Source organism: Methylobacterium sp. 285MFTsu5.1 (assembly GCF_000383455.1).
Lineage (GTDB): Bacteria > Pseudomonadota > Alphaproteobacteria > Rhizobiales > Beijerinckiaceae > Methylobacterium.
Map to the genome: position 1 here is coordinate 131447 of NZ_KB911270.1, position 24672 is coordinate 156118.

At 72.1% G+C, this 24672-nt stretch carries 26 protein-coding genes and 1 other RNA gene; 11 read left to right on the top strand and 16 right to left on the bottom strand.

Annotated features, from left to right (window positions below; translation table 11 throughout):
- Positions 1-74 precede the first annotated feature (74 nt).
- A complete protein-coding gene (locus H288_RS0100660; protein ID WP_020090666.1) occupies positions 75-1442 on the bottom strand; it encodes a glutamate--cysteine ligase in 1368 nt (455 codons plus the stop codon).
- 293 nt (positions 1443-1735) lie between these two features.
- Complete coding sequence (locus H288_RS0100665; protein WP_020090667.1) at positions 1736-2488, bottom strand: 16S rRNA (uracil(1498)-N(3))-methyltransferase; 753 nt, start codon at positions 2486-2488, stop codon at positions 1736-1738.
- A 220-nt stretch (positions 2489-2708) separates the two neighbouring features.
- Here H288_RS0100665 and H288_RS0100670 point away from each other — a divergent pair, with 220 nt between their 5' ends.
- The gene (locus tag H288_RS0100670; RefSeq protein ID WP_020090668.1) at positions 2709-3188 is read left to right on the top strand and encodes a hypothetical protein; all 480 of its coding nucleotides are present in this window, start codon (positions 2709-2711) and stop codon (positions 3186-3188) included.
- An 88-nt stretch (positions 3189-3276) separates the two neighbouring features.
- Positions 3277-4224: a 4-hydroxybenzoate octaprenyltransferase gene (gene ubiA / locus H288_RS0100675; RefSeq protein ID WP_020090669.1), complete on the top strand. Its 948-nt coding sequence runs from the start codon at positions 3277-3279 to the stop codon at positions 4222-4224.
- A 15-nt stretch (positions 4225-4239) separates the two neighbouring features.
- Here ubiA and H288_RS0100680 read toward each other — a convergent pair whose 3' ends face one another.
- Positions 4240-4695 (bottom strand): DUF6101 family protein, encoded by a 456-nt coding sequence (locus H288_RS0100680; RefSeq protein ID WP_020090670.1) that lies wholly within the window; start codon positions 4693-4695, stop codon positions 4240-4242.
- A gap of 420 nt (positions 4696-5115) precedes the next feature.
- On the opposite strand from H288_RS0100680, the gene H288_RS0100685 reads away from it, so the two are divergent.
- Positions 5116-5931, top strand: a complete 816-nt coding sequence (locus tag H288_RS0100685; RefSeq protein ID WP_026604543.1) for a 3'(2'),5'-bisphosphate nucleotidase CysQ — start codon at positions 5116-5118, stop codon at positions 5929-5931.
- Positions 5932-5964: 33 nt separating this feature from the next.
- Here H288_RS0100685 and H288_RS0100690 read toward each other — a convergent pair whose 3' ends face one another.
- Both H288_RS0100690 and H288_RS0100695 read right to left on the bottom strand, forming a co-directional pair.
- Positions 5965-6201: a hypothetical protein gene (locus H288_RS0100690; protein ID WP_026604544.1), complete on the bottom strand. Its 237-nt coding sequence runs from the start codon at positions 6199-6201 to the stop codon at positions 5965-5967.
- 216 nt (positions 6202-6417) lie between these two features.
- On the bottom strand, positions 6418-6627 hold the full coding sequence (locus H288_RS0100695; protein WP_012322269.1) for a cold-shock protein: 210 nt from the start codon (positions 6625-6627) through the stop codon (positions 6418-6420).
- A 317-nt stretch (positions 6628-6944) separates the two neighbouring features.
- Between H288_RS0100695 and H288_RS0100700 the strand changes: the two genes are divergently transcribed.
- Positions 6945-7334: a hypothetical protein gene (locus H288_RS0100700; protein WP_020090673.1), complete on the top strand. Its 390-nt coding sequence runs from the start codon at positions 6945-6947 to the stop codon at positions 7332-7334.
- 30 nt (positions 7335-7364) lie between these two features.
- Here the strand turns inward: H288_RS0100700 and H288_RS0100705 are convergent, their stop codons facing one another.
- Positions 7365-7568 (bottom strand): hypothetical protein, encoded by a 204-nt coding sequence (locus tag H288_RS0100705; protein WP_020090674.1) that lies wholly within the window; start codon positions 7566-7568, stop codon positions 7365-7367.
- Between the two features lie 166 nt (positions 7569-7734).
- Here H288_RS0100705 and H288_RS0100710 point away from each other — a divergent pair, with 166 nt between their 5' ends.
- Positions 7735-8313 (top strand): type 1 glutamine amidotransferase domain-containing protein, encoded by a 579-nt coding sequence (locus tag H288_RS0100710; RefSeq protein ID WP_020090675.1) that lies wholly within the window; start codon positions 7735-7737, stop codon positions 8311-8313.
- 33 nt (positions 8314-8346) lie between these two features.
- Here the strand turns inward: H288_RS0100710 and H288_RS0100715 are convergent, their stop codons facing one another.
- Both H288_RS0100715 and H288_RS0100720 read right to left on the bottom strand, forming a co-directional pair.
- Complete coding sequence (locus tag H288_RS0100715; protein ID WP_020090676.1) at positions 8347-10011, bottom strand: calcineurin-like phosphoesterase family protein; 1665 nt, start codon at positions 10009-10011, stop codon at positions 8347-8349.
- Positions 10012-10226: 215 nt separating this feature from the next.
- Positions 10227-11525: a L,D-transpeptidase family protein gene (locus H288_RS0100720; protein ID WP_020090677.1), complete on the bottom strand. Its 1299-nt coding sequence runs from the start codon at positions 11523-11525 to the stop codon at positions 10227-10229.
- A gap of 229 nt (positions 11526-11754) precedes the next feature.
- Between H288_RS0100720 and H288_RS0100725 the strand changes: the two genes are divergently transcribed.
- The 5 genes from H288_RS0100725 (at position 11755) to H288_RS0100745 (ending at position 16516) form a co-directional block, all read left to right on the top strand.
- Positions 11755-12132, top strand: coding sequence for a hypothetical protein (locus H288_RS0100725; protein WP_020090678.1), 378 nt, complete (start codon positions 11755-11757; stop codon positions 12130-12132).
- Between the two features lie 42 nt (positions 12133-12174).
- A complete protein-coding gene (locus H288_RS0100730) occupies positions 12175-13149 on the top strand; it encodes a DUF1775 domain-containing protein (RefSeq protein ID WP_020090679.1) in 975 nt (324 codons plus the stop codon).
- Between the two features lie 145 nt (positions 13150-13294).
- Positions 13295-13627, top strand: coding sequence for a hypothetical protein (locus H288_RS0100735; protein WP_020090680.1), 333 nt, complete (start codon positions 13295-13297; stop codon positions 13625-13627).
- 43 nt (positions 13628-13670) lie between these two features.
- Positions 13671-15806, top strand: coding sequence for a TonB-dependent receptor (locus tag H288_RS0100740; RefSeq protein WP_020090681.1), 2136 nt, complete (start codon positions 13671-13673; stop codon positions 15804-15806).
- 179 nt (positions 15807-15985) lie between these two features.
- Positions 15986-16516, top strand: a complete 531-nt coding sequence (locus H288_RS0100745) for a DUF1465 family protein (RefSeq protein WP_020090682.1) — start codon at positions 15986-15988, stop codon at positions 16514-16516.
- 63 nt (positions 16517-16579) lie between these two features.
- On the opposite strand, the gene H288_RS0100750 is transcribed toward H288_RS0100745, so the two are convergent.
- Together H288_RS0100750 and rpmE are read right to left on the bottom strand one after the other, a co-directional pair.
- Entirely contained in the window at positions 16580-17362 is a 783-nt protein-coding gene (locus H288_RS0100750; protein WP_020090683.1) for a MetQ/NlpA family ABC transporter substrate-binding protein, read from the bottom strand.
- Positions 17363-17717: 355 nt separating this feature from the next.
- Positions 17718-17966 carry a 50S ribosomal protein L31 gene (gene rpmE, locus H288_RS32010; protein WP_012322259.1) on the bottom strand — a complete coding sequence of 83 codons (249 nt, stop codon included), beginning with the start codon at positions 17964-17966 and terminating at the stop codon, positions 17718-17720.
- A gap of 240 nt (positions 17967-18206) precedes the next feature.
- Here rpmE and H288_RS0100760 point away from each other — a divergent pair, with 240 nt between their 5' ends.
- Positions 18207-20051, top strand: coding sequence for an ABC transporter transmembrane domain-containing protein (locus H288_RS0100760; RefSeq protein ID WP_020090684.1), 1845 nt, complete (start codon positions 18207-18209; stop codon positions 20049-20051).
- 72 nt (positions 20052-20123) lie between these two features.
- On the opposite strand, the gene H288_RS0100765 is transcribed toward H288_RS0100760, so the two are convergent.
- The 6 genes from H288_RS0100765 to ssrS all read right to left on the bottom strand — a co-directional run bounded on the left by H288_RS0100765 (position 20124) and on the right by ssrS (position 24645).
- Positions 20124-20570 (bottom strand): methyl-accepting chemotaxis protein, encoded by a 447-nt coding sequence (locus H288_RS0100765; RefSeq protein ID WP_020090685.1) that lies wholly within the window; start codon positions 20568-20570, stop codon positions 20124-20126.
- Between the two features lie 279 nt (positions 20571-20849).
- On the bottom strand, positions 20850-21863 hold the full coding sequence (locus tag H288_RS0100770; RefSeq protein WP_020090686.1) for a peptidoglycan -binding protein: 1014 nt from the start codon (positions 21861-21863) through the stop codon (positions 20850-20852).
- On the bottom strand, positions 21863-22852 hold the full coding sequence (locus H288_RS0100775) for a MotA/TolQ/ExbB proton channel family protein (RefSeq protein WP_020090687.1): 990 nt from the start codon (positions 22850-22852) through the stop codon (positions 21863-21865). Before H288_RS0100775 ends, H288_RS0100770 begins: the two co-directional genes overlap by 1 nt.
- Before the next feature lie 207 nt (positions 22853-23059).
- The gene (locus H288_RS0100780; protein ID WP_012322254.1) at positions 23060-23878 is read right to left on the bottom strand and encodes a TIGR00282 family metallophosphoesterase; all 819 of its coding nucleotides are present in this window, start codon (positions 23876-23878) and stop codon (positions 23060-23062) included.
- Between the two features lie 3 nt (positions 23879-23881).
- Entirely contained in the window at positions 23882-24499 is a 618-nt protein-coding gene (locus H288_RS0100785) for a 5-formyltetrahydrofolate cyclo-ligase (protein ID WP_020090688.1), read from the bottom strand.
- A non-coding RNA gene (gene ssrS / locus H288_RS33700) (6S RNA) lies at positions 24489-24645 on the bottom strand. Before ssrS ends, H288_RS0100785 begins: the two co-directional genes overlap by 11 nt.
- Positions 24646-24672: the final 27 nt, after the last annotated feature.

Sequence of the window (24672 nt, forward strand, 5' to 3'; positions counted from 1 at the left end):
CGCCATGTCGGAACGTTCCATTAGCACGTTCCAACGGCGATTCGCGCGGGCGGCGTGAGCCGCTCAGCCGGATGCTAGAAGACGCATTCCGTGAAGGCCGGACGCACGCAGGCGCCCCAGCGCCCCTCGTAGTCGGCGAGGAGATCCTCGGCCCGCGTCCGCCCGGCCGCGACGACGGCCTCGAGCGGCTGCAGGTAGATCACCTCGTCCCGGCCCTCGGCGTCGCGGCGGCCCCGCGTCCGGAGGCCCGCGCGGGCGATCGCCAGGGCCTCGGCGGCGACGGCCCCGAGCGTGGTATTGGCCACCGGCGTCGCGAGCCCCAGCCGCGGCGCCGTGGCGCGGGCGGCCTCGCGGTTGGCGAGGCTCCACCCCTTCACGAGGTCGAGGGCCGCGTCGAGGGCCGCGTCGTCGTAGAGGAGACCGGTCCAGAAGGCGGCCTGGGCGGCGATCATGCCGGGGCCGCCGACATCGGCGCCTCGCATCTCCAGGAAGCGCTTGAGCCGCACCTCGGGGAAGGCCGTGGAGGCGTGGTTGGCCCAGTCCGAGACCGTGGCGAACTCGCCCGGCAGCTGGGGGAGCTTGCCGGCCATCAGGTCGCGGAACGAGGCGCCCGACACGTCGTGGTAGGTGTCGCCCCGCTTGACGAAGTACATCGGCATGTCGAGCAGCCAGTCGACATAGGCCTCGTAGCCGAACCCCGCGTCGAAGGCGAAGGGCAGCATTCCGGTCCGGTGGGCGTCCGTGTCGCGCCAGATCTCGGACCGGCGCGACAGGAAGCCGTTCGGCCGGCCGTCGGTGAAGGGCGAGTTGGCGAAGAGCGCGGTCGCGACCGGCTGCAGCGCCAGGGACGCGCGCATCTTGCGCACCATGTCGGCCTCGGAGGCGAAGTCGAGATTCACCTGCACGGTGGCGGTGCGCAGCATCATGTCGAGACCGAGGGACCCGACCTTCGGCATGTAGCCGGCCATGATCCGGTAGCGGCTCTTGGGCATGACCGGGGTCTCGTCCCGGCGCCATTTCGGGCTCATGCCCAGCGTCAGGAAGCCGATGCCCAGGGGATCGGCCACCCGCTTCGCCGCGGCGAGGTGCGTGGCGAGTTCCGCCGCCGTGGCGTGCACGTCGGGGAGCGCCGCGCCCGACAGCTCGAACTGGCCGCCGGGCTCGATCGAGATCGCGCCGCCCGCCTCCGCCGACAGGCCGATGATGTTGCCGAGATCAAGGATCGGCTCCCAGCCGGTCTCGCGGGCGAGCCCCTCCAGGAGCGCCCGGATGCCGCGGTCACCCTCGTAGGGAACCGGCGCCCGGGTCTCCCGATAGAACGGGATCTTCTCGTGCTCGGTGCCGATCGCGAAGCGCGCGCGCGGCTTCTCGCCCGCCGCGAACCATTCGATCAGTTCGGCGCGCGTGGTGAGCGGCGTGGTGTCGTTGCTGTCGCGCGCCATGCGCTGCCTGCCCGTGCGTCTGACGTGTGCCTGGGAACGGGCGCGCCGGACTGCTCCGGCGGATCCACCCGGTACAAACCCGCTCTCGCGAGCGGGATCCGGGCGGACACCCGCCCCCGACCCCGATGAGCACGCGGCGCAGGCGGCGTCCGATCCGGGACATAATCGAGCCGCCGTGAACCCACAACGCGGCGGTCTCGACCGGCGCGCCGCTTCACGTCTGATCCGTGGAAACAATCGACCGGCGCGGTCCTTCCATGTGCGCGGGCACACATGGATCGGGGCGGCGCGCGTCAGCGCGCGTCGCCGAGCACCGCCTGCACCAGCGTCAGCACGGCGACGGCGGCGGTGTCGGCCCGCAGGATGCGCGGCCCCAGGGAGAGCGCCACGGTGTTCGGCCGCGCCCGGATCAGCGCCCGCTCCTCCTCGGAGAAGCCGCCTTCGGGACCGACCAGCACGGCGAGCGGAGGGGGCGCCAGCGGGTCGCCGGCCGCCCGCAGGGCCGCCACCGGGTCGCGCACGGGCGCGTCCTCGTCGCAGAACACGAGGAGCCGCCCGGGCGCGAGGCCCGCGAGAGCGGCCGGCAGGCGCTCGGGCTCCGGACAATCGGGAATCGCCAGGATCCCGCACTGCTCGGCGGCCTCGACCGCGTTGGCCCGCAGCCGGTCCATGTTGACGCGATCGCCCTGCGTGAACCGGGTGATGACCGGTCGGATCGTTCCGGCCCCCATCTCCACCGCCTTCTGCGCGAGATAGTCGAGGCGCGCGCTCTTCAGCGGGGCGAACAGGTAGTGAAGGTCGGCGGGCGCGGGCTGCGGACGCGTCTGCGCGGCGACGTGCAGGTCGGCGCCCTTGCGCCCGGTCTGGACCAGATGGGCGCGCCACTCGCCGTGGCGGCCGTTGAAGACCAGGACCGGATCGTCCGGCCCCCGGCGCAGCACGTTGAGCAGGTAGTTCGCCTGAGCCCGGTCGAGGGGCAGAATCACCCCCGCCGCGAGATCGGCCGCGACGTGGAGGCGCGGAGCGGTGAAGTCATAGGCCGGCATGGCGGCGTGGTCGCGCGGGCCGGCGGGCCTGTCAACGCGGGGACCGCGACCGAAAGTGTTGCCGAATGGTTACGAGCCCCGGTTTTCGGCAGCCAGTCCACCGGTGCATGGCGCAGCCGGTTTGCCGCTCGAATGACGCCACAATCCTATGGCGAACCCAACGGAACGGAAGAGAGCCGGCCGCTCGCGGATTCGGCAGGGGCGTCGAGGGAGTCGCGGAATGGCGAAGGGGAGTCTGAAGCTGGGGGCGGCGGTGCTGGTCGGCACCGTCCTGTTCGGCACGGCGGCGTTCGCGCAGAGCGCGGCACCGGAATGCGGTGCCATCCAGAAGACCCTGGCCGAGCGCAAGGCTCTGGTCGGCCGCGCCAATGCGGCGTCGCAGTCCAAGAAGAAGATGACCCCGCAGGAGGCCTGCGCCCTGTTCGGGAAGCTCCAGTCCAACGGCGCGGAGGGCATCAAGTGGATCGCCGCCAACAAGGAATGGTGCTCGATCCCCGATTCCTTCGCCGAGGGCTTCAAGGCCGACCACGTGAAGGTCAGCGGCATCCGCACCAAGATCTGCAGCGTCGCCGCCCAGGCGACCAAGATGGAGGCGCAGGCCCGCGCCCAGGCGCAGGCCCAGGCGGGCGGCGGCGGCGGCGGGCTGCTCGGCGGCCCGGGCTTGACCGGAAGCTTCAAGCTGCCGCAGGGCGCTCTCTGAGATCGTCTGAGAGGATCGCGGATCCGGCGCGGGTCCCCCCTCGGCAGCGGCGGGGGACTCACGTGCGGGACGACCGGAGATCCGACCGATGAACGGCACGGTGTTTGACGACGGGCGGCCGGCCGACGCGGTCTCCGGGCACTGGGTCGACCGGCGGGCGCCCCGGCCCTGGCGCCCGTACCTGCGCCTGGCCCGGATCGACCGGCCGATCGGCTGGTGGCTCCTCCTCCTGCCCTGCTGGTGGTCGGCCGCCCTGGCGGCGATTGCCGCGGACCAGGCCTTTCCCGACCCCTGGCACTGCCTGCTCTTCCTGATCGGCGCCGTGGCGATGCGCGGGGCGGGCTCGACCTACAACGACATCGCCGACCGCGACCTCGACGCGCAGGTCGAGCGCACGCGCCTGCGCCCCCTGCCCTCGGGCCAGGTGCGGCCGCGCCACGCCGCCCTGTTCCTGGTGATTCAGGCCCTGATCGGGCTGGCCGTCCTGCTGCAGTTCAACGCGGAGGCGGTGATCATCGGTCTCTGCTCGCTGCTGCCGGTGGCGATCTACCCGTTCATGAAACGGGTCATGCCGTTGCCGCAGGCGATCCTGGGACTGGCCTTCGCCTGGGGGGCTCTGATGGGCTGGGCCGCGGTGTTCGCCCGCCTCGATCCGCCGGCGCTCCTGCTCTACGCGGGCGCCCTGTGCTGGGTGATCGGCTACGACACGATCTACGCGGTGCAGGATATCGAGGACGACGAGATCGCGGGGATCCGCTCCTCGGCCCGCCTGTTCGGCCGGCACGTGCGGCTCGCCGTCGGGCTCTGCTACGCGCTGGCCGCTCTGTTCGTGGTGCTGGCCGCGCGCGGGGCGGGAGCGGGGCTCGTCGGGTATCTGGGGGTCGCCGCCTTCGCCGGGCACCTCGCCTGGCAGGTCCTGTCGCTGCGCGAGCGCGACGGGCGCGGGGCTCTCACGCTGTTCCGGTCGAACCGGGATGCGGGCCTGATCCTGTTCGTCGGCCTCACCGCCGACGCGCTGCTGCGCAACTTGTTCTAAGGGCCGTCGGCGCCCTCAGGTGCGGGCGATGATCTCGTTCTCGCCGCGGAAGATCTGCGGGCGCGCGGGGAGCCGGCCGGTCTTGCGGCGGGCCAGGAAGCGCGGGCGACGGCGGCCGAGACCGGCGTGGCGGCGACGGATGCGGACCTGACCGAGAATCAGCCGGCCGATCTGCTGGGAGACCGGGACGAGGAGGCCGTCCTCCCGGACGATCATCCGCACGAGGCCCGCCCGCGCCGCGATGTCGCGCCACAACGCGACCACATCGTCCTCCTCGAAGCTGCCGAGGCGCTGCAGCACGTCGCCTTCTTCGTCGACGAGGATCAGGCTGAACCGGTCGGCGCCCACGATCTCGGCGTCCTCGGTGGCGTAGGCGAGCGCGATCCCGACGGCCCGGCGCGCGCCGGGGGTGCGGCCGATCACCGGCAGCGGCGAAGCGACGAAGCGGGGCGCGGTGTCGGCACCGTGCATCGGGTGTCCTGCGTGGCTTTTGTCCGTGGCCGGGGAAGTGTTCATCGGTCCGAGTCCCTGGAGCAAGTGGCGACCCCTGTCGGGCCGTCCGTTATGCCAAGCAAAATCGCACCCGAACTCCTCCGCACCGCTTAAGAGCCGTCGTTAAGCGAATCTGGACAGCGCTGTCATTTGCGGAATGCTCAATGCTTCCTTGAATGCTCAACATTTCCTTGCGCAGATCGGTCGTTATCGATCGATCAACCAGCATCCTTGTGGCGCTGCGGGCGCCGCCGTACAACGGGGCGACCGGGCGCGCGATCCTCCGCGCCGGGTCTTCTCAGCCCGACGGGGTGAGCCCAAGCGGGCCCGGACGTCCGCCCGTCGGACGGGCGGGCCGGCGGGGCCCTCGCGGGCCGCACGGATTCCACGCGGAGCGCGATGCCAGAGCCTCTCACCGACGATGCCGTATCCGCCCTGATGCCGGAGTTGCGCGCCGTGATGCGCGAGGCCGCCGACATCGCGCGGCCGTTCTTCAGGCTCGGCGGGCAGACTTCGGCCCGCATCTGGTCGAAGGCCGGCGGCTCGCCTGTGACCGAGGCGGACGTCGCGGTCGATGCCTTCCTGAAGGTGCGTCTGAGCGCCCTCGTGCCGCGGGCGGCATGGCTGTCGGAGGAGACCGCCGACGACCCGGCGCGCCTCGGCCACGACCTCGTGTGGATCGTCGATCCGATCGACGGGACGCGGGCGTTCCTGTCGGGCCATCCGGACTGGTCGATCGCGGTGGCGCTCCTGTCGGGCGGCGAGCCGCTGATCGGCTTCGTCCACGCGCCGGTGGGCGACGCGGATTACGAGGCCGTGCGCGGGCGCGGCGCGACGCGGAACGGCGAACCGATCCGCGTCGATACCAGGCAGAGCCTGCCCGGCGCCCGCGTCACCGGCCCGAAGCCGATGCTCGACCGCCTGGCCCGGGGCGCCGGAGCGGACCCGGATTTCGAGGTGATCGCGCGGATCCCGTCCCTCGCCCTGAGGCTCGCCCGCGTGGCGGACGGGACGGTCGATATCGGGATGATTTCCGGGAATGCCCGCGACTGGGACCTGGCCGCCGCCGACCTCGTTCTGCGCGAGGCGGGCGGCGTGGTCTGCGATTTCTCCGGGGCTGCGACGCCGTACAATCGCGCTGACCCGGTGCACGGCGAGTTGCTCGCCGCGCCGTTGGGTCTGCGCGACCCGGTGCTCGCCGCCTGGGACCGCTGAGGCCGAGGCCCCGCGTGTCCGCGGCGAGCGGCCTCAGGCCGTCGCGGTCTCGCGGATCTTCACCGCGGCGGGCGCGAGCCCGAGACGCTCGGCGAGATGCCAGTGGAGCTCACGCGGGGAGTGGTAGTTGTAGGACCGGTCGATCAGGTCGCTGAGATCCGCCCCGGTCTGGTCCGCGGTCATGGCCCGCGCCAGCTTGCCCACTCGGAAGGTCGGGGCATCGGTGACGGGGGAACGGACGCCGCGGCGCCGTGTGTATTCGAATAACATCACTGTCTTTTCTTTTCTGGACCGGACGTTGGCTGCGCCCGGCGTCGTTTCTGGGATATTGCCTCCGACGCGACCGGAACCCTGGCAGTCTCGCCCGGGCAGGCAGCGTCGGAAGGGGGAACCGCGTCTGGCGGCCGCTTCATGCGCCACCCGCAATCCTCAGTTGCACACGTCGGCGCATTGAGGGCGCGGGAGGCGCCTCGGAACCCGCGACGGTCAGGCCGCCTGCAGGTTGCCGGCGGCGTCCTTGCCGCTACGCTTGTCCGTGAGGATCTCGTAAGCGATCCGCTGGCCTTCGATCAGGTTGCGCATCCCGGCGCGCTCGACGGCCGAGATGTGGACGAACACGTCCTTGCCGCCGTCGTCGGGCTGGATGAAACCGTAGCCCTTGGTCTCATTGAACCACTTCACAGTGCCGGTATTCACGTAGTGTACCTCGTTCGTCCATAGGCCATCCGCGCGGCACGAGGGCCGCGTGATGCACCACGGTCTTTCTGGATTTGGCCAGTGCGGCGGGGCGCGAGTCGCTGAACCTTGAACAGCGTCAGCCTCGGTGGATAAGCCCCCCGAGGACGTATTTAGGCGCAGGCTGCGGCCGCAACAAGGCATGGGCGGCGTATCATCTGCGTCGCAGGCCGGGATCGGGAGGGGGCCGAGCGGCACCGCCCCCTGTGATTCCGGGCATTCACGATGCATATACGGAATGCGCTCAAGCAGTTAAGGCGCGTGGCTCTGGACGATACATGGCAGGCATCTCGGTCTCGCTGGACGGTGCGAACATCCAGCTCTCCTTCCAGAAGGACGATCAGGCGACGGCGGTGGTGATGGATGCCCGCGCCGCCCGGGCGCTGGTGCGCGCCGTCGGGCAACTCCTCACGGCGATCGACGATACGGACGAGCCCGACATGGCCGACGAGATGGGCGACGAGGAGGTCGCCATGCTCGACGTGACGTCGTCGGCCATCGAGGTCGGTACCGACGACGAGGGCCAGGCGGTGGTCGCCCTGCAGGCCGGCGCTCTGCCGCCGTTCCAGCTCCGCCTGACGGACGAAGAGGCCCGCCACGTCGTGACGAGCCTCTCCGAGATCCTCAATGCCCCGCGCGACGTGCGGACCTCGCACGGCGGTCACTGACGGCCGGGCGCTTGGCCGTCGCGGGCGCCGTCACATGCGCGTCCCGGGATCCGTCGGCGTGCCGGGGAAGATGTCCGGCTCGGAGCCCGGACCGCCGGGTTCGCCGATCCCCGGATCGTTCACCGGATAGGGCGTGCGCGGGCCGGTCGGGCCGATATCGGGCTCCTCTTCGGGCATCGGTGGGGGCGGCGGCAGGTCGCCGGGCGTGGGCTCGGGAAGGCCGGGATTGGCCATGACGCGACTCCTGATGGTTGGGATGGGGACCAACGGGCCGCCTTCCCCGGGGGTTCCGATCACCGGTCCGGGGTCCGCTCCCGGACGCGGCCGGGCGGCGGAGGGCCGCGGGAACGGGCGGCACGAGCCTCCGTTAGCCGGGCAGATCCCCCGACCGGAGACCGCCATGCCCGACATCCGCCAAGCCAAGATCCTGATCCTCGCCACCGACGGTTTCGAGGAGAGCGAGTTGACCGTCCCGCAGGCCAAGCTGGCCGAGGCCGGCGCCGCGGTGACCGTCGCCGCCCCGCAGTCGCGCCAGAGCAAGGGCACGATCCGCGGCTGGGACAAGACCGACTGGGGCCGGGAAGTCGCGGTCGACGCCGACCTGGAGCAAGTCGACCCGGCATCCTACGACGCCCTCGTTCTCCCGGGCGGCCAGATCAACCCGGACAAGCTCCGGCTCGAGCCCCAGGCCCTCGCCCTGATCAGGAGCTTCCTGACCTCCGGCAAGGTCGTGGCCGCGATCTGCCACGCCCCGTGGCTGCTGATCGAGACCGGCGCGGCCAAGGGCCGCGACCTGACCTCGTTCAGCTCGATCCGGACCGACGTGATCAATGCCGGCGGCCGCTGGCACGACAAGGACGTCGTGACCGATCACGGCATCGTCACGAGCCGCAATCCGGGCGACCTCGACGCGTTCTGCGCGAAGATCGTCGAGGAGATCCAAGAGGGCGGCCACGGCGCCCGCCAGCTGGCGGCGTGACCCGCGCGGGCGCCGGACGACCGGCGCCCGTGCTCAGCCGCGGCCGCGCTCGCCGGTGACTTCCAGCACCGTGCAGCCGCGGATCGGGCGGCCGTACTCGTCCGCGCCCTCCACGGTCACCCGGTGGGCGCCGGGGGCGACGTCGTCCGGGAGCCGCGCCGTCCAGATATGGGTCGAGGGCACCGCCTTTACCCAGCTCTTCTTCGTCTCCGGGTAGCGCTCGTAGAGCTCGGTGACGAACGGGTCGGGGCGGCGGGTGCGCGCCATCGGCTTCGGCGGCGCGTCTCCGACCCGGAACGCGAGGCGCGTGCGCGGGCCGCCGTCGAACACGTTCACCACCAGGGTCGTGTCGGCGAGCGCGTCCTGCGGCACCGGCGGCCGCAGCCCCTGCACCGGCCGGGTCAAGCGCACCACCTCGGGCGCGCCGGCCCGCAGCTCGCTCTCGAACAGGATCCGCATGGTCTCGTCCGGCTGCCCCTGCGCGGCGACGTAGCGCGTCGTGTAGTCGGTGCCGCGGATCGACAGGACGTGGAACCCGTTCGGCGTGCCGTCGCGGCTGTCGGCCGAGGGGATGCCCGTGCGGGTGTCGGGACCGCTCCACCACGAGCCCGAGACAGCGGTGAGCACGTGATGGTGGTGCCCGTCGGCGAGGTAGTGGTGCTCGGTCGTGTGGGTGTGGCCGGCGAGGCTCAGCACCTTGCGGCCGGCGAGCAGGTCGAGGAGCGCGGCGCGGTCCGTGGTGTGGGTGCGGGGCTCTTCGGGGCCGGTCTCGGTGTGCAGGGGGATGTGCATAGCCAGCACGATCAGGTCGTCCCGCGGGATCTCGGCCAGGAGGTTGCGCAGGAAGGCCAGGCCGCGGTCGCCGATCCGGCCCCGGTAGGTGTTGGCGCCCACCGGCACCGGCGGCCCGAGCCACTCGACGTTGTCGAGCATCACGAACCACGCCCGGCCGTGCCGGAACGCGTAGGTCGGCGCGCCGAACACCCGCTTCCAGGTCTCGCGGCTGTAGCGCGCGTCCGGCGCCTGCATGTTGAGGTCGTGGTTGCCCGGCAGGCTGTACCAGGGCAGGCCGATCCGCCCGACGATCCGGTTGGACCGGCCGTAGAGCGAGAGATCGTCGAACAGCACGTCGCCTGTGGTCAGGCCGAAGGCGGCCGGGATCGCCATGGCGCGGGCGACCGCGGTGTCGCGCACGTGGTCGAGTTCGAACCGGCTCTCGGGCTGGGGATCGGTGAACAGCACGACGTCGAAGTCGTCCGGCTCGTCCGCCCGGGTCAGGGTGAAGTCGATCGAGGCCGGGAGCGGCCCGGTGGGCGCGAGGCCGCGGTAGCGCAGGCCCAGCTCGGCGGGCGTGCCCCCGGGCTGGTGGATGTAGGAGTGGCGCGGCACGTTGTCGGCGTCGCGCGGCAGGGCGTAGCCCGGCGGCTTGATGACGAAGACCGCGCCGTCGCCCGGCATCGGCAGGCGGTATCGGCCCCGCTCGTCGGTCCGCGCGATCTCGCGACCGTTGGACACCAGCACGCCCGGCAGCGGGACCGGGTCCCCGCCGGCCGCGTCGCGCGCGGAGACGATCCCGGTGGCCTCGGCGGCCTCGGCGGGCTCCTGCGCACCGGCCCGGCCCGCGACGAGGCCGAGGGCGGCGGCGCCCGCCATGGTGCTCCGGCGGGTCAGGCCTCCGGGCTGGGTGTCGCGCGACATCGATGGCTCCTGCACGGCTTCGCGGCGCGGCGTCCCGCGGGAGGCCGGCAACCGGCATCCGGGACGCTGCCTGCGCGGCCAATCAGACGCGTTTGACCTCCGGATGACAGGCGCGGCCCCGAACGCGCGAGGCCCGCGCCTCGGCAGAGGTGCGGGCCTCGGATCGGGTTCGACGGGCGGGCGTCGCCGGGAGCGGCCGGCGCCCGCGGGTCCGACTACTCCTCGTCGCCGGGCTCGAAGGTCTGCGGCATCGGCTCGGCGCTGGCGACCGGGGTCGGCGCGCCGATGGTCGAGGGCACGTTCACGCCGTCACGCTTGTAGATGTCGTCGCGGAACTGGACGATGCCGTCCGGGGTCGACCAGGCGGTGATGTAGGTCCAGTAGACCGGCACCGGCTGGGAGATGTTGGCGTCGATGCGCTTGCCGCTCTCGATCGCCTCCTCGACCTTCTGACGGTCCCAGCCGGGCGTGTCCTTCAGCAGCCACGTGATGTACTCGCGCACGTTCTGCACGCGCACGCAGCCCGAGGAGATGAAGCGGAAATCGTCGCCGAACACGCCCTTGGTGTTCGTGTCGTGCATGAACACGCCGTAGGGATTCGGGATGTTGATGCGGACGATGCCCATCGAGTTGAAGTCGGCGCCCGAATCCTGCCGGTAGGTGTAGCGGGTGCCCTCGTCCGAGAACCAGTTCACCGACTTCGGCGAGACCTCGGAGCCGTTCGACAGGATCCGGATCTTGTTGTCCGTGAGGTAGTTCGGATCCTTCTGCATCTTCGGGATCAGGTCCTTCTTCACGATGGAAGCCGGGACCGTCCAGGTCGGGTTGAAATTGATCTGCGTCGCCTTGGTGTTCATGATCGGCGACTGGCGGTCGATCTTGCCCACGCCGGCGGCGTGGAGCGTGACGACCTGACCGTTCTCGACCGTCTCGACGAGCGCGGCCGGGATGTTGGTGATCACGAAGCGCCGGCCGAGATCGCCCGAGTAGGAGCGCAGGCGCACGACGTTGATCTCGAGCTGGCGCAGGCGCACGTCGGCGGGCACGTTCATGGCCTGCTGAGTGGCCATCGTCATCGCGCCGGTCTGGCTGAGGCCGTGCCGGGCCTGGAACCGCTTCACGCCCGCGGCGACATACGAATCGTACACGCCCGAGCCGCCCGCGGCCGGATCGAGGTCGCCGGTGACGATCAGGCGCTGGCGGATGGCCGCCACGGCCGGGCCGCGCGAGCCGATCCGCAGGTGGTCGGCGCCGGAAACCTGCCGCCAGCCACCGCGGGCGACGATGTCCTTGTAGCGCTCCACCATCTGCTCGGTGGACGTCACGGTCTGGGGCGAGAGGATCGGCACCGTCTCGCGCTGCACCTGCATGCCGGCGGGTGAGGCGTAGTCCTGCGCCCACTCGGCCTGGGCATAGTTGCCCTGATCGCGGGCTTGGGCGCCGCCGATGCCGAGCGCGCCGAGGGCGGCGACGCCGAGGATCGCGGGGAACCGGTTTTGTGCCTTCTTGCGCATCGGTCGCTGGCTCTGGTCCGGGGTTCGTCAGGTCGTGACGGGAGCGGATTGTCTCGGGCGCCACGGTGTCGGGATGGCGTTAAGACTCCCTATCGAAGGGGCCGGAATGTGGCATCGCCGTGCGCCAGCGCACGCGGCGTCCGTCTGCGGCACCCTGGCAACTGCCATCGTCGCGCCGGTGTGGCAGGGATGCCATAGCGGTCCGGTTCGGACGGCGCGCGGGAGCAGCATGGATTCGGGCGAGGCCCTTTCGGATCGACGTGTCGGGCCGGCCCTGCGGGCCGTCGTCGCCCTGCTGGCGCTCTACGCCCTGCTGCTCCAGGCCTTTCTCGGCGGCCTGATGCCGGTGCCGGCGGCGACCGACGGCCTCTGCGCGCAGCATGCCGACGCGTCCGCTTCTCCGGGCGCGCCCGTCCCCCACGACCACGGCGATTGCTGCACGGCGGCCCAGGCCACCGGCCCGGCGCTCCCGCCGCGCCCCCCGTCCGTCGGCTTCCGATGGGTCGCGACCGCGGACCTGCGGCCGGCCTGGCCCCTCAACCGGAGCGTCGGCGCCCGCGCGCCGCCCGGCACCATCGCGTCCCCGAGGGGGCCGCCGACCGCCTGAGCGATCACCACCTCTCGGATCCCTCAGGACGGATGTACTCCCATGAAGACCCTTGTCTCGGCCGCCCTCGGCCTCGGGCTGCTCGCCTCCGCGGCGCAGGCCCACGCGGTGCTGGAACGCAAGCAGGCAGCCCCCGGCGCCTCGTATCGCGGCGTCGTCCAGATCATGCACGGCTGCAACGGCAAGCCGACGACGCGCGTGAGCGTCACCATCCCGGAGGGCCTGATCGGCGCCAAGCCGATGCCGAAACCCGGCTGGACCCTCGCGACGACGCGCGGACCCTACGCCAAGACCTACGCGACCCATCACGGCACGGCCGCGGAGGGCGTGACGTCGATCACGTGGAGCGGCGGCTCCCTTCCGGACGATCAGGTCGACGAGTTCACCTTCCTGGCGCAGGTCGCCGGCACGTTCGAGCCCGGCGCGACCGTCTACGTCCCGGTCCAGCAGGATTGCGCGGAGGGCAGCTATTCCTGGTCGGAGATCCCCAAGGCCGGTCAGGACGCCCACGACCTGAAGACGGCCGCGCCGTCCTTCCGGATCGTCCAGGTCGCTCAGGCGGGCGGCGCGCCGGCCGCGGGGACGGCCGCGGCCGCGACGACCGTGAAGGCCGCTGACCTGACGATCGAGACGCCGTGGCTGCGCGCCACGCCGAACGGCGCCAAGGTCGCCGGCGGGTACGTGCGCATCACCAACACGGGGAGCGCCCCGGACACGCTCACGGGTGCCACGGTGCCGTTCGCCAAGAGCAGCGACATCCACTCCATGTCGATGGAGGGCGGCGTCATGAAGATGGCGCCGGTCACGAACGGCCTGACCATCAAGCCCGGCGAGACCGTGGAGCTGAAGCCCGGCGGCTATCACCTCATGTTCGAGGACCTGACCGGCGCGCCGAAGGCGGGCGAGACCGTCGCGGGGACGCTCACCTTCCAGCGGGCCGGCGCCGTGCCGGTGACCTTCACGGTGGCGCCGATCGGCGCGGGCGCGCCGGGCGGCCAGCACCAGCACCAGCACTAGCCGCCCGGGACCGAGCTTCGGCCGCCGGGCGACAGCCGTGACGCGAGCAGATCCACGAGGCCGGGCCGCCGCGGCGCCCGGCCGTCGCGGCCGCGCGGACCCTCGGGTCGCCCCCGCGCGGCCGGCGCGCGCGCTCGCCCGGATCGTGGCGCTCCTCGCCCTCTACGCCCTGGCGCTCCAGGGCGTCCTCGGCGGCCTGGCCTCCGCCGCCGCGGGGCCGGACCACGTCCTCTGCCTCGCCGACGGCGGCCCGACCGATCCGGCACCGGCCGGCAAACAGCTGCCGGCCCCTCACCGCGGGGATTGCTGCGTCGCCTGCCACGCGGCCGGCCCCGCCACCCTGCCCGGGCCGTCGGCCGTCGCCGCCGTCCCGGTCGCCCGCCCCCTCGCGGCCGCCGCCCCCCGGCCGCGGCGCGTCGCCCTCCCGCGGGCGCCCCCGCGTCCCGGCCTCGGTGCCCGCGCCCCGCCCGTCGTCTGACCGATCGCCCCGCCTTCCCGATCGCCAGACACGGATCCACACCATGCCCCGCCAGTTCCGGGCCGGCCGACGCGCCGCGCTCCTGCTGTTCACCTGCGCGACGCCGGCCGCGGCCCAGGCACCGTCCGCCGCCTCGGTCACCCTGTCCGAACTCAGCGTCGTCGGGGCCGCCGCGACGGACGCGCCGTCGGACGAGACCCGCGGCTCGCTCTCGGTGCCGAGCGTCGACCGCCAGAGGGCCGCCCTCGCGGGGACCGTCGGCTCCGTGGCCTTCGTCGACGCCGCGGCGCTCCAGGACCGCTACACCAACACGCTCCGCGACGTGCTCAAGGACGTGCCCGGCGTCTACGTGCAGGAGCGCTACGGGCAGGAGCTGCGCCTGTCGGTCCGCGGCTCCGGCATCGCCCGCGCCTTCCACCTGCGCGGGCTCGAGCTGCTGCAGGACGGGATCCCGCTCAACCTCGCGGACGGGAGCGGCGACTTCTATCAGGTCGACCCGCTCGCCCTGCGCTCGGTGGAGGTCTACAAGGGCGGCAACGCCCTGACCTTCGGGGCGACGACGCTCGGCGGCGCCGTCAACGCCGTCACGCCCACGGCCTACACCGCGCTGGCGCCCAACATCCTGCGGGTCGACGGCGGCAGCTTCGGCACGATTCGCGAGCAGGCGCAGATGTCCCGCATCGACGGGCCGCTCGACGGGCTGGTCAACGCGACGCTGACCAATTCCGACGGGTTCCGCGCCCACGAGGCCCAGGCCACGAAGAACTTCAACGCCAATATCGGCTACCGGATCGCGCCCGACATCGAGACCCGCTTCTATCTCGGCACCTACCTCACCGATCAGAAGCTGCCGGGCACCCTGACCCTCGGCCAGAGCCTCTCGACCCCGACGCTGGCCAACCCGACGGCGATCACCGGCAACCAGTCCCGCAAGGTCGAGACGGAGCGGATCGCGAACCGCACCTCGTTCCTGCTCGACGTGGGCAAGCTCGACGTCGACACCTGGGCGATCCACAAGAGCCTGTACCACCCGATCTTTCAGGCGATCGACCAGGACGGCTGGACCTACGGGATCAGCCCGCACTGGGCCGGGACCTTCGATCTCGGGGGTTTCCGCGACGACGTGTTGCTGGGCCTGCGCGCCTTCGCGGGCCAGAACTCCGCGCTGCAATTCTTCAACGTCCGCGGGCAGCGGGGCGCGCAGACGCTCAACGCCCTCCAGAGCGCCTCGAGCCTCGAGGCCTACGGCGAGAATCGATTCTGGTTCCTCCCGGACGTGGCGCTGATGACCGGCGCGAAGGCGTTCTCGTCGAACCGGACCTTCAGCGACAAGGGCGGGCTGCCGGGCAACCCGAACCCGCGCTTCGCCGACGTGACCTATGCGGGCGTCAACCCCAAAGTCGGCCTGCTGTGGCAGCCGCGGCCCGACATCCAGATCTTCGGCGACGTCGTCCGGTCCCGGGACGTGCCGGACTTCTCCGACCTCGTGCAGCAGAACCTCTTGAGCACGACCTTCGTGCCCCTGCGGGCGCAGCGCGCCTGGACCTACGAGGCCGGCGCCCGCGGCCGCGTCGACCGCCTCGCCTTCGACGTGACGCTCTACCGGTCGGACCTGCGCGACGAGCTGATCAACTTCGCGACCAATCCCGGCCTCAACATCCCGGCCGCCACCTTCAACACCCCCCGCTCCGTCCACCAGGGCGTCGAGGCGGCGCTCACCCTGGACCTCGCCCGCGACCTCGCGGCGGCGGGCGACGGGCTCAGCGTGACCCAGATCTGGACCCACAACGACTTCCGGTTCGTCGGCGACCCGGTCTTCGGCAACAACCGCATCGCCGGGATCCCGGCCGACGTGCTGCGCACCGTGATGAGCTACCGGCACCCGCGCGGCTTCCACGTCGCGCCGTCGCTCGACTGGGTGCCGCAGGGCGCCTTCGCCGATCACGCCAACACCCTGCGGGTGCCCGGCTACGCCCTGCTCGGCGTCGAGGCCGGCCTCGATCTCGCCGACGGCGTCGCCCTGTTCGTGGATGCCCGCAACCTCACGAACGCCCGCTACGTCTCCGACATCGCCGTGGTGGCCAACGCCGCCGCGACGGCGGGCGGCCCGGCCGCGCTGGCCGCCTTCTATCCCGGGAGCGGCCGCAGCGTCTTCGGCGGTATCCGCGCCTCGTTCTGAGCGCGGGTGCCGCCATCCGCGGCACTTCTCCAGATCCCGGGCGGCGGGTTAAGGTTAAAAAAACATGAACCCTGCTGTCCGGGCCAATCGGCGCTAGGATTGCGGCGTCGTCCGAAAGCCACGGACGGAGCGTCCCGGATCGGAACGAGCCGGGCCGTCGGACGGCACAGGAGAGGCAGATGAACGGCTTCGATGTCACGTTCCGGGACGATCAGGACTGGGTCGATTTCGGCAGGTCCTACGTCAACTCGGAAGCCTTCAAGGCGCTGTTCCGCGACGGGATGACCCTGGTCGAGGAGACGGCCGCCTATCTCGACGGCGAGGGCCGCGACGAGTCGCGCCTCGTGTCCCGGGACGCGACGCTCAGCTACGCGGCCGAGAGCATGCGCCTGACCACGCTGCTGATGCAGATCGCCTCGTGGCTGCTGGTGCAGCGCGCCGTCGCCGAGGGCGAGATGACCCCGGCCGAGGCCCTCCTGGAGAAGCACCGGGTCAAGCTCGGCACCGCCGAGCCGCCGAAGCAGCAGGATTTCAACCTGCTGCCGATGCGCCTGCAGCAGCTGATCCTCCGGGCCCGTCGCCTGCACAGCCGCATCTTGCACCTCGACGCGCTGATCGCCGAGGACCGGCCGACGCCGCAGCCGGTGGAGAGCCCCGTCGCCGCGCAGCAGGGCCTGCTGCGGATGGCCTTCCGCATGAGCGAGGGCTGAGCGGGGGCCGGGCGACGCTCCGGAGAGCGCCGCCGCGCGAGGCCGGCGTCCCGGCCCCGACGCTCAGAACGCCGGGAACTGGCCTGGGAACTGCTCCTTCAGGATCTGGCGGATGGCGTCGTTCTGGAACGCGTGGACCAGCTTCGGCACCCAGGGCTTGCCCGTGTCCGCCTCGCGGACCACGATGACGTTGTTGTAGGGGTTGTCGACCTTGGACTCGATCGCGATGGAGTCCTTGCCGGGGATCAGGCCGGCATCGACGGCGTAGTTGGTGTTGATCACCGCGGCGTCGAGATCCTCGAGGCTGCGGGGCAGCTGCGCGGCGTCGACCTCCTGGAACTTCAGGCGCTTGGGATTGTCGACGACGTCGAAGACCGTCGGCAGCAGGCCGACCCCGTCCTTCAGGCGGATCAGCTTCTCGGCCTGCAGCAGCAGGAGCGCCCGACCGCCGTTCGACGGGTCGTTCGGGATGCCGATCTGCGCGCCGTCCTTCAGGTCCCCGACGGCCTTGACCCGCTTGGAGTACAGGCCGATCGGTGTCACGATCGTCTCGCCGACGGGGACGATCTTGTAGCCCCGCGCCTTGACCTGGTTGGCGAGAAACGGCTTGTGCTGGAAGGCGTTGGCGTCGAGGTCGCCGGACTGGAGAGCCTCGTTCGGCAGCAGGTAGTCGGAGAACACCACCAGGTTGATGTCGAGCCCGTCGCGGGCCGCGATCTCCTTGGCCTTCGCCCAGAGGACTTCGGCATCCCCGCCCATGATGCCGACCTTGATCTTGTCCGCGGCCATGGCCGGCGCGGCGGCCAGACCGACCAGGGCGAGGAACAGCAGCAGCAGACGTCTCATCGGATCTCGATCCTAGCAGTGCGTCCGGAGAGCCTCGGCCCCCGGACAGGCGGGCCGCCCGCGCGGCGGAGTTCCGGCGAACCGCGGGTGACCGGGGAAGGATACGACGGCCCGGCCGCGCTTTGAATGCGCCGGCGGCGGCCGGGTCCGGCCGCGGAGGCCGCGGGTGCGCCCCGACCGAGAAGAAGCGTTCCCGTCCACGCATCCGGACGCGCGGTTCGCGCCAAGGTCCGGGCGATCTTCGCAAACCCGTCCTGTGGATAACGCGCGCGGCCGCGCGACGCCGCGCACGAAAACGGGCGGCCCCGGCAGGGACCGCCCGTCTCGAACAGCGTCGCCGTGACGGCTGCGGCGCTCAGCGCTTGCCGAGGTTGCCGAACCGCGAGTTGAAGCGCGACACGCGGCCGCCGCGGTCGAGCATCTTCTGCTCACCGCCGGTCCAGGCCGGATGGGTCAGCGGATCGATGTCGAGATTGAGGGTGTCGCCCTCCTTCCCGTAGGTCGAACGGGTCTGGTACTCGGTACCGTCCGTCATCACGACCTTGATGAAGTGGTAATCGGGGTGCTCGGTCCCCTTGGCCTTCGCGGCCGCGTCCTTCGCCATGACCTTGGTCCCTGTCTGGCACGCCGGCGGGAAGCGCAGGAGGCGCCGCCCGGCCCGGAATGCGGAAGATGTCACCGGTTGCACCGAACCATGGGTTCGTGGCAACGGCACGTCCAAGCCGACCGTGGTGGCGGCCCGCGGCCATTGAACACACGCAATCGGATGAGCGGCGGCCTATACCGCAGCCGCTCCCCGGTCACAAGCGCCGCGGACCGGGAGAACGACAACACGTGAGGCGTGATGGCCCGTAAGACCAAGGCGGCCGCGGCCGGCCGACCCAGAGCCCCGCTGAGCGCCCTCCGGCCGCTCCTCCCCTTCGCGCTGCGCTACCGCGCGCGGATCGCCGCGGGGCTCGTCGCCCTCATCTGCGCGTCGGCCTCGACGCTGGTCGTCCCGATCGCCATGCGCCGGGTCATCGACCACGGCTTTACCGCCGACGGCTCGAACGTGATCGACGCCTATTTCCTCGCCTTGCTCGGCGTCGTCGCGGCCTTCGCGCTGTCGAGCGCGGCCCGCGTCTACACAGTGGTGACGCTGGGCGAGCGGGTCGTCGCAGACCTCCGCAGCGCCGTCTTCGCGCGGCTGACCCAGCTCGATCCGGCGTTCTTCGACCGGGCGCAGTCCGGCGAGATCGTCTCGCGGCTCACCGCGGACGCGACGCAGATCAAGTCGGCCTTCGGCGTCTCGGTCTCGATCCTGCTGCGCAACCTGTTCCTGTTCGTGGGCGCCACCGCCATGATGGTGGTGACGAGCCCGCGCCTGTCGGTGATGGTGCTGGCCGCGATCCCGATCATCGTCTTCCCGCTGATCGTGTCGGGCCGCGGCGTGCGCCGGCGCTCCCGGGCGGCCCAGGACCGGCTCGCCGAGGCCTCGGCCTACGCCGCCGAGGCGGTCGGGGCGGTGCGGACGATGCAGGCCTTCGGCCGCTCCGACTCGACGGCGGCCCGGTTCGCGGCGGCCTCCGAGGAGGCCTACGGCGCTGCCCAGGCCTCGATCCGGGCCCGCGCGCTGCTCACCGGCGTCGCGATCTTCCTGATCTCGGCCTCGGTGGTCGGGGTGATGTGGTACGGCGCCCAGGGCGTCCTGAACCACACGATGACGGGCGGCGAGCTCTCGCAGTTCGTGCTCTACGCCGTGTTCGGCGCCGGCGCCCTCGGGCAGCTCTCCGAGGTCTACGGCGACCTCGCCATGTCGGCCGGCGCGGCCGAGCGGCTCACCGAGATCCTCGCCGCCGAGCCCGCGATCCGCGCGCCGTCCCCGGCCCTGCCGCTGCCCGAGCCGGCCCGGGGCGCGGTGGCATTCGAGGACGTGCGCTTCGCCTACCCCACCCGCCCGGAACACGCCGCCCTCGGCGGCCTCAGCTTCGCGGCCGCGCCCGGCGAGCGCATCGCCATCGTGGGCCCCTCCGGCGCGGGCAAATCGACGGTGTTCCAGCTGCTGCTGCGCTTCTACGACCCGCAGGGCGGCCGGATCCTGGTCGACGGCGCCGACATCGCCCAGGTCGATCCCGAGCGCCTGCGCGCCCGCATCGCCCTGGTGCCCCAGGACCCCGTCGTGTTCTCCGGCACCGTCACCGAGAACATCCGCTACGGCCGCCCGGAGGCCGGCGAGGCGGAGGTCCGGCGCGCGGCCGAACTCGCCAACGCGCACGGCTTCGTCTCGGCCCTGCCGCAGGGCTACGCGACCCAGGTGGGCGAGCGCGGCGTGACCCTCTCGGGCGGCCAACGGCAGCGCATCGCCATCGCCCGGGCGATCCTCAAGGACGCGCCGATCCTGCTCCTCGACGAGGCCACCTCGGCCCTGGACGCCGAGTCCGAGCGCGCCGTCCAGGCCGCCCTCGCCACGTTGATGCAGGGCCGGACTACGCTGGTGATCGCCCACCGGCTCGCCACGATCCGCGCCGCGGACCGCATCCTGGTCCTCGACGACGGCCGCATCGTCGAGACCGGAACCCACGAGAGCCTGCTGGCTCAGGGCGCGCTCTACGCCCAGCTCGCGAACCTGCAGTTCACCGACGCGCTGGACGAGACGGCGCGGGGCAAGGAGCCCCGCAGCCGGGGCGAGCGCCTGCCGGTCGCCGAGTAGCCGGGCCGCGCCCGGAGCCGCCCGGGGCGGCGCCCGTCCGCGCGACGGATCGCCGGTGCGGGGTGCGCGGCCTCAATGCGCGGACGCGGCCTGGCGCTGCCCCCGGGTCGCGGTATCCTGCGCCCGCTCCGCCGCGGCCTGGATCTGGCCGACCTGGGCCACGATCGTGTCGGTCGCCCGCGCCATCTGCCCGGCCAGGTCCCTGACCTCCGCGGCCGCGGCCGCGAAGCCCCGGCCCTCTCCGCCGTCGCGGGCCGCCTCGATCGCGGCCCGGAGCGCCATCAGGCTGGTCTGACCGGCGATGCCGGCCAGGAGGCCGGTCGCCGCGTCGGCCGCCGCCGCGGCGGACGCGGCGTCGTCCGCGGCCGCCACGCCCGCGTGCAGGTCCGTCAGCCCGTCCTCGAAGACCCGCACGGCCGCGGCGATCGCGCTGGCCTCGTCCCGCAGGGCGACGTGCGGCCGGGGGTGATCGTCGGCTCCGGGCCGAACCGCGTTCAGGGACAGGCTGAGCTTCGACATCGATACGGTCTCCCTGGATCGGCCGCACCATGGGACGTCAAGGATAACGATGCGTTAATCCAGCAGAGCTGCGGCGCGCACAGGTGAAATCGGCGCCCGCCGGAACAATTGCCGCCTATCTCTTCCGGCTTCTGGTGTTCGAAGCTCTCGTAAGACGATCGGATGCTGGCCTGATCGGCACATGCACCTGGGAATGCGGAGCGAGATCGGCGCGAAACTGGTCACCGGACGCGGGCCGCGCGCCGACACACCCGGTGGCGCCGCGACGGCCCGACAGCGCTAGCGCTCGGTGAGCTTCATCTCGATCCGGCGGTTGCGGGCGTAGGCTTCCTCGGTCGCCCCGGCTTCGAGGGGCTGGAACTCGCCGAAGGCGCCCGCCAGGAGGTGCTGCGGCGGGATCCCCTTGCCGGCGAGGAACTGCACCACCGCGATGGCGCGCGCCGCCGAGAGGGACCAGTTTGACGGGAACTGCGACGTGCTGATCGGGCGCGCGTCGGTGTGCCCGTCGACGCGGAGCACCCAGGGCAGGTCCGCCGGGATCTGCTTGGCGAGTTCCGAGACCGCGCCGGCGATGCGGTCGAGCTCCGGCCCGGCCTCGGGCTTGAGGGTCGCGGAGCCGGCCGGGAACAGCACCTCGGATTGCAGCACGAAGCGGTCGCCGACCACGCGGATGTCGGGCCGGTTGCCGAGGATCTGCCGCAGGCGGCCGAAGAAGTCGGACCGGTAGCGGGCCAGCTCCTGGACCTTCTGCGCGAGGGCGACGTTCAGCCGGCTGCCCAGCTCGGCGATCCGGGCCTGGGATTCCTTGTCGCGGCTCTCGGAGGCCGCGAGGGCGTCCTCCAGGGCTGCGAGCTGGCGGCGCATGGCGCTGATCTGCTCGTTGAGCAGGTCGATCTGGGACTGCGCCCGCCGGGTCGCGCCGCGCTCGGTCTCCAGCTGCTTGTCGAGGGTGCCCGCCGCGCCCTGGCTGACCGTCGCGGCCTCGGCCTGCACCTTGGCCCGGTCGCGCTCGGCCTCGACGCCGGCGAGCGTCGTGCGGAGATTGCGAGCCTCCTCCTCCTGGTTGCGGCGGTTCGTCCGCTCCAGGGCGAGGAGGTCGGTGAGGTCGGCGATCTGGCGGTTGAGCCTGGCCAGGGTCTCGTCCCGTCCGGTCAGCTCCTGCGACAGGAAGAACTGCCCGACCACGAAGACCGTGAGCAGGAAGACCACCGACAGCAGCAGCGTGGCCAGCGCGTCGACGTAGCCGGGCCAGACGTTGAGCGTCCGCCGGGTCCGGGTCGCCGTGGAGGCCACTAGACGCGCTCCCGGCCCAGCCGGTCCAGCACCTGCTTCAGCTCGCGCTCGCGGCTCGCCTGCGCCTCGACCCAGTCGCGGATCATCTGCTGCTCCGCGCGCATGTGCTGGACGAGGCCCTGGATGCCCTCGGCGAGGTTGGTCATCGCCTGGGTCGCCGCGCGGCTGCCGCCGCCCTCGGCCACCAGGGCGCTCAGGCGGTCGACCGCCTCCTTCAGCTCCTGCGTGCCGGCGGCCGGCCGCGCCGCGGTCGCCGCCGCCGCGACCGGCGCCGTCTCCGGAGCTGCCGCGCCGGACATCAGCCAGTCCTGCAGCTCGTTGTGGAACCGGGCATGGGCCTGGCCCGCCTGCAGTTCCAGGAAGCCGGTGATCAGCGACGAGGCGAGGCCGAACAGCGAGGCCGAGAAGGCCAGACCGATGCCCGAGAGCGGCACCGCGAGGCCCGATTTCAGCTCGTCGAACATCACGCCGGCATCGCCGCCGCCGCGCATGCCCTTGATGACGCCGCCGACCGCCGACAGCGTGTCGATGAGGCCCCAGAAGGTGCCGAGCAGGCCGAGCAGGATCAGGATGCCGGAGATGTAGCGCAGGATCTCGCGGCCCTCGTCGAGGCGCACCGCGATCGTGTCGAGGTAGCCGGTCGTCCCCGGCAGGGTGGCTCCGCCGGCCCGCGCGGCGATCATCGGCGCCATCGGCGCCAGCAGGGCGGGCGGCTTCTTGACCTGCGCGCCGCCCGCGACGGCGTTGACGTAGGCGGTCTCGCGGAACAGCCGGACGACCTGCCCGAAGGCGATCAGGACGGCGATCAGCAGCACACCGAGGATGAGCCCGTTGAGCCCGGGATTGGCCAGGAAGGCCGGTGTGATCTGCCGGAACAGAATGAAGGCCAGGAAGCCTACAAGGATCAGGAAGATGACCATCCGCCCGAGATAGATCCCGGGCTGTGCCAGCGGCCCATTCTTGTCGTCGCCGGTTTCTCGGGCGGCCATCGATCGTTCTAGCCTGATCTCACCACGCGGCAGCCGGCCATCGGCGCCCCTCGGGGGGCACTGTGGGGGTAGGCCCGCACGCGATCAAGTCTCGGGAAGGTCATCGCGGAGCTATGCCCAGGCCGATCGAGACCGGTCCCGCACAAAAGGCTTAGCGGCCCGCGACCGCCTTACGCCAAACCGGCATCCACCGGGCCGGACAGGGCGCTAATCCCAGAAATGCGGCGCGGTCTCCTCGAGATTCGGCCCAAGGCGGAGGGCCGCGACCCGCGTGGCGAGGCCGCGCGCGTCCGTCTCCACCGCGATGCCGCACAGCGTGCCCTCGCCGACGGCGACCTCCCAGCGGGAGCCGGGCGTCTTCTGGATCATGCGGCGGATCGGCTCGTCCTTCTGCATGCCGATCACCGAATCGTAATCGCCGCACATGCCCGCATCCGACATGTAGGCCGTGCCGCCGGGCAGGATCCGGTGATCCGCCGTGGGCGTGTGCGTGTGCGTCCCGACGACGAGGCTCGCCCGGCCGTCGAGGTAGTGACCGAAGGCCTGCTTCTCGCTCGTCGCCTCGGCGTGGACGTCGACGATCACCGCGTCCGCCGCCGCGCCGAGGGGGCAGGCGGTGAGCTCGCGCTCCACCGCCGCGAAGGGGTCGTCCATCGCGTCGAGGAAGACCCGGCCCATCACGTTGACCACGAGGACGCGGGCGCCGCCCTGGGTCTCCACGACTGTGGCGCCGCGGCCCGGGGTGCCGGGCGGATAGTTCGCCGGCCGCACCAGGCGCGGCTGGCGGGCGATGAACACCATCGCCTCGCGCTGGTCGAAACTGTGGTTGCCGAGGGTGACCGCGTCGGCGCCCGCCTGGATCAGCTCGTCGCAGATCGTCTCGGAGATGCCGAAGCCGCCGGCCGCGTTCTCGCCGTTGACCACCACGCAGTCGAGGCGCCACCGCTCCCGGAGCCGCGGCAGGTGCTCGCACACCACGGTGCGGCCCGAACGCCCGACGACGTCGCCGAGGAAGAGCAAGCGCATGGGTCAGGCGGTCCTGTCGCAGCGGATCACGCCGACTTCGGTGATCACGAACTGGAGGGGGCGGTCGTGCGGCTCGGCCGGCACCCGCGCCACCTCCTGGGCGGCGAAGCCGATGCCGACGGTCAGGACGGGGTTCGTCCGGGACAGGCGCGCGATCGCGCCGTCGTAGTAGCCGCGGCCGTACCCGATGCGCTGCCCGGTCCGGTCGAAGGCCGCGAGCGGCACGATCAGCGCGTCGGGCTCCACCGGCGGCAGCGACGGGTCGGGCTCGCTGAGGCCGAACCGGCCGGCGACGAGGGCGTCGCCGGCGCGCCATTCCCGGAACACCAGGCCGTCCGGCGTGACGTGCGGCAGGGCCACGGCCTGCCCGCGGGCGCGCAGGCCCTCGGCGGCGGGCCGGGGATCGACCTCGCTGCGGATCGGCCAGAAGGCGCCCACGAGACGGGCCTGGGCGAGCTCGGGCAGCGCGAGGAGCGCGGTCCCGATCGCCGTCGAGGCCGCCTGCCGGGCCGCGGGATCGAGGGCGTCGCGGGCGGCGAGGGCCGCGGCGCGGAGTTCCGCCTTGCGGGCGGCGTCCGGAGCCTCGGTGCCGGTTCTGGGAGAGGTCGGGTGCGGAGCCACGTGAGCCGTTGGAGGATCGATCCCGGGAAACCTACAGCGTAGGTGGGCGCCGTGTTGGCCAAGTCCAGGGACGAGGCCAGGGACAGCTCCCGAGGGAGTCGATAAGGCCCCGGGGATAGTGCTCCTGACGAACTCTGCAGCCCCGCTCCCATCATGTAGCGGTCCCGGCGCGT

Excerpts from the sequence above, each read along its gene's own strand:
- H288_RS0100660 (WP_020090666.1), bottom strand. The coding sequence starts at position 1,442 with ATGGCGCGCGACAGCAACGACACCACGCCGCTCACCACGCGCGCCGAA.
- H288_RS0100665 (WP_020090667.1), bottom strand. The coding sequence starts at position 2,488 with ATGCCGGCCTATGACTTCACCGCTCCGCGCCTCCACGTCGCGGCCGAT.
- H288_RS0100670 (WP_020090668.1), top strand. The coding sequence starts at position 2,709 with ATGGCGAAGGGGAGTCTGAAGCTGGGGGCGGCGGTGCTGGTCGGCACC.
- ubiA (WP_020090669.1), top strand. The coding sequence starts at position 3,277 with ATGAACGGCACGGTGTTTGACGACGGGCGGCCGGCCGACGCGGTCTCC.
- H288_RS0100680 (WP_020090670.1), bottom strand. The coding sequence starts at position 4,695 with ATGCACGGTGCCGACACCGCGCCCCGCTTCGTCGCTTCGCCGCTGCCG.
- H288_RS0100685 (WP_026604543.1), top strand. The coding sequence starts at position 5,116 with ATGCCAGAGCCTCTCACCGACGATGCCGTATCCGCCCTGATGCCGGAG.
- H288_RS0100690 (WP_026604544.1), bottom strand. The coding sequence starts at position 6,201 with ATGTTATTCGAATACACACGGCGCCGCGGCGTCCGTTCCCCCGTCACC.
- H288_RS0100700 (WP_020090673.1), top strand. The coding sequence starts at position 6,945 with ATGGCAGGCATCTCGGTCTCGCTGGACGGTGCGAACATCCAGCTCTCC.
- H288_RS0100705 (WP_020090674.1), bottom strand. The coding sequence starts at position 7,568 with ATGGCCAATCCCGGCCTTCCCGAGCCCACGCCCGGCGACCTGCCGCCG.
- H288_RS0100710 (WP_020090675.1), top strand. The coding sequence starts at position 7,735 with ATGCCCGACATCCGCCAAGCCAAGATCCTGATCCTCGCCACCGACGGT.
- H288_RS0100715 (WP_020090676.1), bottom strand. The coding sequence starts at position 10,011 with ATGTCGCGCGACACCCAGCCCGGAGGCCTGACCCGCCGGAGCACCATG.
- H288_RS0100720 (WP_020090677.1), bottom strand. The coding sequence starts at position 11,525 with ATGCGCAAGAAGGCACAAAACCGGTTCCCCGCGATCCTCGGCGTCGCC.
- H288_RS0100725 (WP_020090678.1), top strand. The coding sequence starts at position 11,755 with ATGGATTCGGGCGAGGCCCTTTCGGATCGACGTGTCGGGCCGGCCCTG.
- H288_RS0100730 (WP_020090679.1), top strand. The coding sequence starts at position 12,175 with ATGAAGACCCTTGTCTCGGCCGCCCTCGGCCTCGGGCTGCTCGCCTCC.
- H288_RS0100740 (WP_020090681.1), top strand. The coding sequence starts at position 13,671 with ATGCCCCGCCAGTTCCGGGCCGGCCGACGCGCCGCGCTCCTGCTGTTC.
- H288_RS0100745 (WP_020090682.1), top strand. The coding sequence starts at position 15,986 with ATGAACGGCTTCGATGTCACGTTCCGGGACGATCAGGACTGGGTCGAT.
- H288_RS0100750 (WP_020090683.1), bottom strand. The coding sequence starts at position 17,362 with ATGAGACGTCTGCTGCTGCTGTTCCTCGCCCTGGTCGGTCTGGCCGCC.
- rpmE (WP_012322259.1), bottom strand. The coding sequence starts at position 17,966 with ATGGCGAAGGACGCGGCCGCGAAGGCCAAGGGGACCGAGCACCCCGAT.
- H288_RS0100760 (WP_020090684.1), top strand. The coding sequence starts at position 18,207 with ATGGCCCGTAAGACCAAGGCGGCCGCGGCCGGCCGACCCAGAGCCCCG.
- H288_RS0100765 (WP_020090685.1), bottom strand. The coding sequence starts at position 20,570 with ATGTCGAAGCTCAGCCTGTCCCTGAACGCGGTTCGGCCCGGAGCCGAC.
- H288_RS0100775 (WP_020090687.1), bottom strand. The coding sequence starts at position 22,852 with ATGGCCGCCCGAGAAACCGGCGACGACAAGAATGGGCCGCTGGCACAG.
- H288_RS0100780 (WP_012322254.1), bottom strand. The coding sequence starts at position 23,878 with ATGCGCTTGCTCTTCCTCGGCGACGTCGTCGGGCGTTCGGGCCGCACC.